General features: G+C 61.2%; 7 protein-coding genes. 1 reads left to right on the forward strand and 6 read right to left on the reverse strand.

Annotated features, from left to right (window positions below; translation table 11 throughout):
• Nucleotides 1–88 precede the first annotated feature (88 nt).
• Complete coding sequence (locus tag ACZ5RT_RS16130; RefSeq protein WP_464453133.1) at nucleotides 89–634, forward strand: LuxR C-terminal-related transcriptional regulator; 546 nt, start codon at nucleotides 89–91, stop codon at nucleotides 632–634.
• Nucleotides 635–688: 54 nt separating this feature from the next.
• On the opposite strand, the gene ACZ5RT_RS16135 is transcribed toward ACZ5RT_RS16130, so the two are convergent.
• The 6 genes from ACZ5RT_RS16135 to rpmH form a co-directional block, all read right to left on the reverse strand.
• On the reverse strand, nucleotides 689–1,654 hold the full coding sequence (locus ACZ5RT_RS16135; protein WP_464453134.1) for a fatty acid desaturase family protein: 966 nt from the start codon (nucleotides 1,652–1,654) through the stop codon (nucleotides 689–691).
• 419 nt (nucleotides 1,655–2,073) lie between these two features.
• Entirely contained in the window at nucleotides 2,074–3,486 is a 1,413-nt protein-coding gene (gene mnmE, locus ACZ5RT_RS16140; protein WP_464453135.1) for a tRNA uridine-5-carboxymethylaminomethyl(34) synthesis GTPase MnmE, read from the reverse strand.
• A gap of 134 nt (nucleotides 3,487–3,620) precedes the next feature.
• Nucleotides 3,621–5,306 (reverse strand): membrane protein insertase YidC, encoded by a 1,686-nt coding sequence (gene yidC, locus ACZ5RT_RS16145; RefSeq protein ID WP_464453136.1) that lies wholly within the window; start codon nucleotides 5,304–5,306, stop codon nucleotides 3,621–3,623.
• The gene (gene yidD, locus ACZ5RT_RS16150) at nucleotides 5,303–5,575 is read right to left on the reverse strand and encodes a membrane protein insertion efficiency factor YidD (RefSeq protein WP_464454236.1); all 273 of its coding nucleotides are present in this window, start codon (nucleotides 5,573–5,575) and stop codon (nucleotides 5,303–5,305) included. The genes yidC and yidD overlap by 4 nt, the downstream gene beginning before the upstream one ends.
• The gene (locus ACZ5RT_RS16155; protein ID WP_464453137.1) at nucleotides 5,575–6,012 is read right to left on the reverse strand and encodes a ribonuclease P protein component; all 438 of its coding nucleotides are present in this window, start codon (nucleotides 6,010–6,012) and stop codon (nucleotides 5,575–5,577) included. The genes yidD and ACZ5RT_RS16155 overlap by 1 nt, the downstream gene beginning before the upstream one ends.
• Before the next feature lie 67 nt (nucleotides 6,013–6,079).
• Nucleotides 6,080–6,214 carry a 50S ribosomal protein L34 gene (gene rpmH / locus ACZ5RT_RS16160; protein WP_005798102.1) on the reverse strand — a complete coding sequence of 45 codons (135 nt, stop codon included), beginning with the start codon at nucleotides 6,212–6,214 and terminating at the stop codon, nucleotides 6,080–6,082.
• Nucleotides 6,215–6,354: the final 140 nt, after the last annotated feature.

Below are 6,354 nucleotides of genomic sequence, written 5' to 3' on the forward strand. Positions count from 1 at the left end.
TAGGTGGCTCATCATGCTTTGTGCAGTCGTCAAAACACGCCCGGACTAACCCTTGCGTAAAAATACCCCTCTTTCTGATTCATCCAACATGAGCACCGATTGGGGCGATTTGGTCTCGCTCAGTCCCTTGGGTTTGATGATGTCTTCTCGTCGCCAGATCGTGCTGTGCAACACCGCATTTGCCCATATTTTTGGCCACGAAATTCACGAAATGCAAGGCGCCAGCCTGGCCATGCTGTACCCCAGTCAGGACGAGTTCGAGCGCATTGGGCAACGCGGCTGGCAAGTCATGGCCACTCAGGGGCAATACCAGGACGAACGCCTCATGCGCCGCCGCGATGGCTCCTTGATCTGGGTGCGTGTGCATGGGCGTGCGGCAGACCTGACCGATCTGTTTGAGACCGCTTCGTGGGTGTTTGAGCCCTTGTCGGCTGTGGCAGATGCCGAACGTCTGACCCCGCGTGAGCGGGAAGTTCTGGCCGGCATGGCCAAGGGGCAAACCTCCAAGGATTCGGCCAAAGAACTGGGCCTGAGTCCGCGAACAGTGGAAAAACTGCGGGCCAGTTTGCGTGCGCATTTCGGTGCCCGCAATGCAGCCGAACTCATGTCACGCATTGGTGGCATGCCCGCCTGAGCGCCGTGCTTTCACTGTGATAGTGACAGCAGGCGCTGTCGGGGCATCTGCTGCTCAGATCATGGCCCCGACCTTGCGCTGGTGAGCGCCCGGGTCGTCGTGGGTTTTGGCGGTGGCTTTGCGCAGCACCGCCAGATAGCCGGGCGCCAACTCCATGCGCGGCCCAAAGCCTTGCGCGATCAGCATGCGGTGCGCCGCAGGCAGCTTCCAGCAGGGGGTGAACACAAACAGGTGGTGCTCCAGGTGGTAGTTGACCCAGTACGGTGCCAGCACCATGCGCATGCCCCAGTTCGCCATGGTGGTGCGGGTGTTGCGCAAACGGTCGTCGTTGTCCCCCACCACCGCGTGCTCGGCGATGTTGCGGATGCGGCTGATCACCTGATACCAGCTCAACAGGGGCAAAAGCCACAGCGCAAAGTAAGCCCACCACACCCCGGCCGCAGCCGTGACGGCGAAGATCGCCAGATTGGTGAGGAAAAAGTATTTTTCTGCGGCGATCAGGTTTTTCACCCGCTGCCAGCGGCTGGGACTGTCGCCCATTTCCATGCGGAAAAACTCCATGCGCCGCTGGTAACCCGTGATGCCCAGAATGTCGCGCCGCATCTTGCGCCAAAAGCTTTGCTTCGTGATCGGAAAAGGTGCGGACAAAATCAGGTCGGGGTCTTCGGCTTGCTGGGTGTGGCGGTGGTGGCTCAGGTGGTAAGGGCGGTAGAGCGTGAGGCTCGCCCCCACAGGCCAACCGCATAAAAACGCGCCCAGCGTGTCATTGAGCCGGGTGTTTTTGAACAAGGCACGGTGCGCCGCATCGTGCATCAAGATCGCCAAACCCAGCTGCCGTCCGCCAATGACGACCACAGCCACGATGAAGCTCAAGGGGTTGGGCCACGCGATGAAAAACGCCATGGCCAGCGCGATCACCCCCCAAGCGTGCAACACCAAATACGCACCCATCCAATCCGAGCGTTCGCGCAAATAGGCGTCTTGCTCGGGGCTGAGGCTGGGCTGGGCATCGGTGGTCATGGCGGGTGTGTTCGGCAAAAGGGTTATCTTGTGCTGGTTGGCGCCCCAAAATAGTCACGGGCGCGACCATTCTGGGGCTTTCCCTGAGCGCTTGTGGCTTGTGTCTGTCATGCCCCTGCCTGTCATGCCCGCGCGTCATGCCCTTACCTGTCATACCCGCGCACGCGGGTATCCACGGCAGCCGAAGGCATGGACACCCGATCAAGTCGGGTGTGACAGATGTGTGCGTGACGTGCCCCTGCCTGTCATGCCCGCGCGTCATGCCCTTACCTGTCATACCCGCGCACGCGGGTATCCACGGCAGCCGAAGGCATGGACACCCGATCAAGTCGGGTGTGACAGATGTGTGCGTGACGTGCCCCTGTCTGTCATGCCCGCGCATGCGGGTATCCATGACGGGCGAAGGCACAGGGCCTGGCTCACTTGCCGATGCAGAAACTTGAAAAAATCACGCCCAGCAAATCGTCGGCGCTGAACTCGCCCGTGATCTCGTTGAGCGCGTTTTGGGCCAGGCGCAGCTCTTCGGCCAGCAGGTCGAGGTTTTGGGCTTGCGCGGCCAGGTGCGCGTCGGCCACATCGAGGTGTTCGCGCACGCGGTGCAGCGCTTGCACATGGCGTTCGCGGGCAATGAACAGGCCTTCGCTGGCTTGCTGCCAACCGGCTTGCTGCAGCAGTTGCTGGCGCAGGGCCTGCAGGCCTTCGCCGGTTCGGGCCGAGAGCGTCAAGCCCGTGCGCTCCCCGGACACCTGTGCCGCATCGGCCTTGTTCCACACGTCGATCACCGACACGCTGGCGGGCAGGCGGCTTTGCAGGGCGGTCGCAATGTCGGCATCGGCTCGGTCGTAATCGGCCTGGCCCACGCGTGTGAGGTCGTGCAAGAACAGCACCGCGTCGGCGTTCTCGATCTGTCCCCAGGCGCGCGCAATGCCGATTTGTTCGACCTCGTCCACGCCCTCGCCTTCGCGCAGCCCGGCGGTGTCGATCACATGCAGTGGTACGCCCTCGATCTGGATGGTTTGCTGCACCACATCGCGTGTGGTGCCCGCAATCGGCGTGACGATGGCCAGCTCGGCCCCGGCCAGTGCGTTGAGCAGTGAGCTCTTGCCCGCATTGGGCTGGCCCGCGATCACCACCTTGATGCCTTCGCGCAGCAAAGCGCCCTGCCGGGCCTTGCCCAGCACGGTCTGCAGAGCGGTTTGCAGCCGCGTCAGCTGCCCCTGCGCATCGGCCTTTTGCAAGAAATCGATTTCTTCTTCCGGGAAGTCCAGCGTCGCCTCCACCAGCATGCGCAGGTGAATCAGCGCATCGCGCAGCCCATGGATTTCTTTGGAAAAATCACCTGCCAAAGACCGGCTGGCGCTGCGGGCCGCAGCCTCGGTGCTGGCGTCGATCAGGTCGGCAATCGCTTCGGCTTGCGCCAAATCGATTTTGTCGTTCAAAAAAGCGCGTTCAGAAAACTCGCCCGGCTGCGCCACGCGCAAACCGGCCAAACGCGGCAGGCCTGTGGTCGGGTCCACCTCGGCCGCCGCTTGCAGGCAACGCGCCACCAGCAACTGCAAGACCACCGGCCCGCCGTGCGCTTGCAATTCCAGCACGTCTTCGCCCGTGAACGAATGCGGGGCCACAAAGTGCAACGCCAGGCCGTGGTCGATGGGGCTGCCGTCGGCATCGGCAAAAGGCAGGTAAGTGGCCTCACGCGGCTTGAGTTGACGCCCGCACAGCGCCTGGATCAGCGGCGCCAGCTGGCGGCCCGACACCCGCACGATGCCCACCGCACCGCGACCGGGTGCGGTGGCAATGGCGACGATGGGTTCCTGGTGTCTGGCAAGCATGGTTCGGTGGTGCGTGTGGCTAGGCCGCTGAATTTGTCACCCCAAGCAAGCCTTTGTCACCCCGGGTTTGACCCGAGGTCCATGGTGAAACAGGCATGGATGCCGGATCGAGTCCGGCATGACATCAATGCGTGTTACTTGAACTTGGGCAAGTTGAACTGCGGTGGCACGCCCATGCGGGTGTTGATCATCCACTGCTGTGCAATCGACAAAATGTTGTTCGTGATCCAGTACAGCACCAGGCCGGCCGGGAAGAAGAAGAACATCACCGAGAACACCAGCGGCATGATCCACATCAGCTTGGCTTGCATCGGGTCTGGTGGCGCGGGGTTGAGCGCGGTCTGCAGCAAGGTGGTCAATGTCATGACCAAAGGCAGGATGAAGTAGGGATCAGGTGCCGACAAGTCGTTGATCCAGCCGATCCAGGGCGCATTGCGCATCTCGACGCTGGACAACAGCACCCAGTACAAGGCAATGAACACCGGGATCTGGATCATGATCGGGAAGCAGCCGCCCATCGGGTTGACCTTTTCCTCGCGGTAGATGCGCATCATTTCCTGCTGCATCTTTTGCGGATCGTTTTTCAGGCGCTCGCGCATTTCCATGATCTTGGGGTTGATGGCTTTCATCTTGGCCATGCTGGCGTACGCCTTGGCGTTGAGCCAATAGAAAGCGATCTTGAGCAACAGCACCAGCGCCACGATGGACCAGCCCCAGTTCTGGATGAAGCTGAACAGCTTGTCGAGCAACCAGTACAAAGGCTTGGACAGCATGGCCAGCCAGCCATAGTCCTTCACCAGGTCCAGGCCAGGGGCCAGGGCTTCGAGCACTTTTTCTTCCTGCGGACCGCTGAACAGCTGGGTGCTCACGGTCTTGGACTGGCCGGGGGCCAGCTCGGCCAGGGGGGTGATCATGCCCACGGCATACAGGTTGGTGTCGACCTTGCGCACAAAGTTTTCGCGCTGAATGCCGTCTGCCAACAACCAGGCGCTGGCAAAGTAGTGCTGGACCATGGCCACATAGCCATTGGGCGATGTCTTGTCGATTTCGGCCTTGTTCTTTTCGATGTCGCTGAACTCGACCTTGTGGTATTTCTTGGCCTCGGTGTAAATGGCGGGGCCAGTGAAGGTGGAATAGAACGACGACTCGCCTGCGGGCTTGTTGCCGTCACGCACCAGTTGCAGATACAGCTGGGGCGACACGTTGGTGGTGCCTGTGTTGACCACTTCGTGCTTGACGCCGATGACATAGCTGCCACGCTGCAAGGTGTAGGTCTTGACCAGCTTCACGCCGTTTTGTGCATCGGATTCGAAGCGCAAGGTCAGTTCGTTCTGGCCGTCTTTCAGGCTGCGTTCACCGCTGAACTTCATGGCGGCCTTGTGCGTCGGGAAATCACCGCCGATCAGGCCGGTTTGCGCCACATAAACACGGCTGCTGCTTTGGTCGAGCAAGACAAAAGGCTTGCTGGCGTCCACAAAGTCGGCGTGACGGGTGAACTCGGTGCGCACCAGCGAGCCGCCTTCGGTGTCAAAGCTGAGCTTGAGCACATCGGTTTCCACCTCGATCTTTTCGCGCGGTGTGGCCGAAGCAGCAGGCGCAGAAGTGGGCACTTGTCCGGGCGTGGCTGCGGGCGCTGCGGCCGAGGCAGAAGGCACCCCGCTGGCTGCAGGTGTGGGCGCCGTTGCGCTTGCTTGGGCTGCGGCCTCCGGCTTGGGGAAGAACGTGGCCTTGTGGCCGTTGTACAGCTGCCATTGGTCCCACAGCAGGACCATGGAAAAACCAAAAATCACCCAAAGGATGGTGCGGCGGATATCGTTCATGGGGTCTTCTTTGACGAAGTAGGGGAAAACAAATCAGAGAACAAGCGCGGGGCTTGTGGGGGAACGGGGTCGTGGCCACCCTGGCACCAGGGGCCGCAACGCACCAAGCGGTGAACCGTCAGGTAGCTGCCCTTGGCGGCACCATGCAGCTCCAGCGCTTGCAAGGCATAGGCCGAGCAAGTGGGCTCAAATCGGCACGACGAACCGAGCCAAGGGCTCAGCAGCAAGCGGTAGCCACCCACCACACCCATCAACAAGCGCTGAATGATCATGCGCGCACCTCGGGTCGAACGGCGCGCTCAAACAATTGCTCCAGCTCTTGCCGAACCGCGAGTTTCAGGGGTTCGGAGGTGGCGCTGATGAATTGTTGGCGATCAAAAGCCATGCGCAAGCGCACCACATGGGCAGCCACAGGCAGGCGATCACAAAAGCGTTCGCTCACGTTGTAGATCTGGCGTTTGATGGTGTTGCGCGTCACGGCACGGCGCGCCCAGCGCTTGGGCACCATGGCGCCCAGCCAAACGTCGAACAAGCCAAAAAGGGCCTGCTCCTGTGAAGGTGCAGGCCCGACCTGGTCGGCTGGTGCCAAGGGGGTGTCCGTGGGGCGGGTCAAGGTCAGACGGTGCAACGCAAAATGCGCTGTGCGCGAGACTGTTCCACCCGCCAGGGCGGCCTGAAATTGTGGGCGTGTTTTCAAACGCTGCACGATGGCCAAACCCTGGAATCAACCGCCTGCAGTGGCGTCAGGCCACAGCCAGACGGTCGAAAAGGCATTAGACAGCCAGACGCTTGCGGCCTTTGGCGCGGCGTGCATTGATCACGGCGCGGCCACCACGGGTCTTCATGCGAACCAGAAAGCCGTGGGTACGGGCGCGACGTGTCTTGGATGGTTGGTAGGTGCGTTTCATAACTCTTCCTTTGTGCCCAATGCCATGAATCAGCGTTGGGCGAAACCCAAGATTATCGCAAACTTTCGGGCCCTCGGCAAATCAAGCCGTTTTCAGTACATCGGGTGTTTACCGAGGCCGGCCACCGCCGATGTGGTTTA

The organism is Limnohabitans sp. TEGF003, assembly GCF_055395455.1.